The sequence below is a fragment of the Planktothrix sp. FACHB-1355 genome (assembly GCF_014748295.1).
GTDB lineage: Bacteria > Cyanobacteriota > Cyanobacteriia > Cyanobacteriales > Aerosakkonemataceae > Aerosakkonema > Aerosakkonema funiforme_A.
The window spans coordinates 1-3,274 of sequence record NZ_JACJUP010000824.1 but is presented as its reverse complement, the minus strand read 5'-3'; the positions used below and the strand labels follow the sequence as shown (position 1 = coordinate 3,274).

Here is a 3,274-nt window from a genome sequence, read left to right as displayed (position 1 = left end):
TTTCCGATACCCAATGGTTGAAATTTATTATAGGCGAAATCCTTAAAAATATAGCCTCCGGAGCAAATTCTATTATTCTGCTTGGCTCTGGCAAATTGTCTCAAGAGGTTCAGCAAAGTTTGCTGGCGACTGCTTCAGACACAGAAAAGCTACGCATTCTTGTTCTGGACTTAAATGAGGAAGACTCTAGTTTGCAACCTACCTCAGATAGCCGGATTGAAAAGATTAAAGATTTAACAGAAGTTAAAGCACCTTACCGAGAGACAGTCTTTGTATCGTGCTTCATGTCTAACGCCGATGTGAAAAAATCGCTCCAAATAGTGCTGAGTCATCCGGAATTTCGACAAAGCGAATTTATTTTCAAAATTCGGCTCTTAGATTCCTACCGGGCTCTCAGCAAGGACAAAGACATTTACGATCATCTTGGCACTTCCTATGTGTCTTCGGTCTTTGATGACGGTCTGATTGATGATATATACGAATTCTCCTTAACAAAGGTTGAGCGCAAGTGCGAGGTTACGGATGCTTACGACCTTTATCAACTGTTACTCCAAACCAAAAAAGTAGAAGGAGCCATAGCTGAATTTGGCTCCTATAGAGGGCATTCAGGTTTGATTATCAGCGAGATGGCAAAGCGCCTTAATTTCAATAAACAAATATATTTATGCGATGCGTTCGAGCAATTTCCCAAAGAAGACATAGCGGTAGATAAGTTTTGGAACGATAGCCACTTTGTTAACTACGAAGAAGTCAAAAAAATCTTCGATGATTACGAAAACGTACATCTCGTTAAAGGCGATTTCGCTCACACAATTGATGCCATCCCTGAAGACCAATTTTCTCTAGTTTATGTTGATTGCGACTCCTATCGTGCTGTCAAATTTGTTTCCGAAAAAATCTATCCCAAGCTAAATCGTGGCGGCGTTATCATCTACGAAGACTACGGACATGACTTTTGTCTGGGTGCGCGTCAAGCAGTAGATGAGTTTTACGATAATAGAGAAGGCTGTTTTAGTTTTTTCTCAGCTTTTAGCGGTTTACAAATAGTTATCAAACTTTAAATCAACTGTAGGGTGCGTTAGCGCTAGCGTAACGCACCATTTCCACTTGTATTTCCGCAATTTGGAAAATTAACGGTTATCGAACCTCGCTCAGTATGACAGGTTGATTGTTGGAATTGCGCTGCCATTGAGGTAAATTAACAATCTCAATGGAGTCATTATTCCAACAAACGCGAACTTTTGGTTTAATTGCTAATGTCATGCGTCTGTAATACCAGCCATAGGCGATGAATTCTTCTGGATTATCCGGTGCGGGAAAGAAGTTTGTACCATATATGCCAGTGCGATCGCTACCTTTTACGATCGGTTTTTCGCTCACAGGTTCGTAGGGCCCAGTAATGCGATCGGAAACATACCAGTAAAGTGTGGAATCGGTAATTTTGTCTTTACCTACTTTCTTTACCCAGCTTGGGTTTAGCCACATAGTCCAACAAGAGAAAAACAGATGATATTTGCCATTTCTGTAAATCACTTGCGGTCTTTCCATTTCATAAAATGGCGATTCTTTTGTTCCCTCCACAAACGGTGTAGCAGCGGGAGGTAATAGTTCGTAAGGCCCCCCAATTTTGTCCGCTACGGCTACACCAACACAACCGCGATATTTTCCTTCTCCTCCTTCCTTCAAATAAGCGCAAATAAACATATAGTATTTGCCACTTTCCCGATCTTTTACAACATAAGGATCGCGCCATTGATAATGGTCGTACTCGTCATAACCCATCTGGCGTTTGAATTGTCCGTACCAGCGATGATTGTCATCTGGTTTGACAAGTTCGCGGTTTGACGATCGCTCCCAATGTAACCCGTCAACAGATGTTGCCAAACCAATGCCTTCATTCATTATTTCCAATCCCTTACCTGCGGCTGAATAAAAGAGGTAATAAACACCATCCTCTTTGTACGCAGAACCGGCAAGCATTCGTCCAGATTCCCATGAATTGGCAGGGTTTACCTCAAGTAAAGCTCCCACATCTTGCCAAGTTTTCATATCTGTGGAAATCGCACCGTAGATAGTGCCGTTCATCCACCAGTGAACTAGCTGACTCGCTCCTCCTAAATAGAAGAGGCGATAGATATCCCCATCTTTTAATATCCACGGGTCCCAACTAGGGTAACTATTCCACAACCGATATAAAATTCTTCTAGTTGTGCGTTTTCCTTTGGGTAGGAAGTCAACAAGTCGTGCGCTTAATTCGTAGAATGGGTTATTGAATTTCATATCGTCGCTTAGGTAAGAGTGAGGTTTACATCAGAGAACCTTTTTGTGCAATTTTACTATCTCCCAAAAGCTCATCATAAACAGCAGAAATTTCCTCCACCATATTAGCTACAGAAAATCGCTCCAAGTTTTGTTGAGATGCTTGCTTCCATTTATCTCTTTCTGCGGAACTAGCTAATATTGATTCAATGGCATTAGCGAGAGCGGTAACATCTCCTGGCGGGACAAGAATCCCGGATTTTCCGTAATCTAATTGCTCTGGGATACCGTCTGCATTGCTAGCAACGATCGCACAACCAGCAGCTCGTGCTTCCGAGATTACCAGCGGACAAGAATCGCGATGCGAAGCTAACACAAATACTTCCGCCGCTAACAAATAAGGTTTGGGATTGCTTTGAAAACCTTCAAAATGAATCTGACTTGCGACGGATGACGCCGCAGCTTGATTTTCAAACTCAGCGCGATCGTCACCATCACCAACTAGATACAAATGCGCTGTAGGAAAACGCTTCGCCACTTGTGCAAAAGCACTTATCAACTCTGCAATACCCTTGCGTTTAAACATTCCTGCTACAGTGACGATCGCAGGTTGTTGCAAAGGTGCGGGAGTGCAGCTATCTAAAGAAGGTAATCTCGGACTTCCTAAAGTTAAATTCCGCACCACTCGCATCTTATTTTTCGGAACACCGAGGCGAGACATATATTCAGCTACTGCATCGCTAACAGGAATCACCCTTTCCGCCAAACCCATCAGTACCGAGCTGCGTTGATGCACGTTCTGAATATGCGCTACAAGACGATACTTTGCCGAACCGCGTAGAAATCGCGCCAGCAATATTCCTGTCATCATATGACAGTGAACGATATCTGGGCGAAATTCTTTGACGATATCTTGGAAACGTTTTGCGGCGATAAATAGCGATACAGGTCTGCGTTTTTGATCTAATTTGTAGTGAGATATGCCAAACCTTGCTAGTAAATCTTCATACTCGCC

Annotated in this window: 3 protein-coding genes; 1 reads left to right on the top strand and 2 read right to left on the bottom strand. The window is 42.8% G+C overall.

What is annotated here, in order from left to right; translation table 11 throughout:
• Window positions 1-1,061 (top strand): TylF/MycF/NovP-related O-methyltransferase (locus tag H6S82_RS25460; RefSeq protein ID WP_206756899.1); only part of this gene is annotated, 1,061 nt, incomplete at its 5' end.
• 76 nt (window positions 1,062-1,137) lie between these two features.
• On the opposite strand, the gene H6S82_RS25455 is transcribed toward H6S82_RS25460, so the two are convergent.
• Together H6S82_RS25455 and H6S82_RS25450 are read right to left on the bottom strand one after the other, a co-directional pair.
• On the bottom strand, window positions 1,138-2,280 hold the full coding sequence (locus tag H6S82_RS25455) for a glycoside hydrolase family 68 protein (protein WP_190470935.1): 1,143 nt from the start codon (window positions 2,278-2,280) through the stop codon (window positions 1,138-1,140).
• Between the two features lie 25 nt (window positions 2,281-2,305).
• The coding region (locus H6S82_RS25450; RefSeq protein WP_191056905.1) for a glycosyltransferase family 4 protein at window positions 2,306-3,274 on the bottom strand (969 nt) is incomplete at its 5' end.

Excerpts from the sequence above, each read along its gene's own strand:
- H6S82_RS25455 (WP_190470935.1), bottom strand. The coding sequence starts at position 2,280 with ATGAAATTCAATAACCCATTCTACGAATTAAGCGCACGACTTGTTGAC.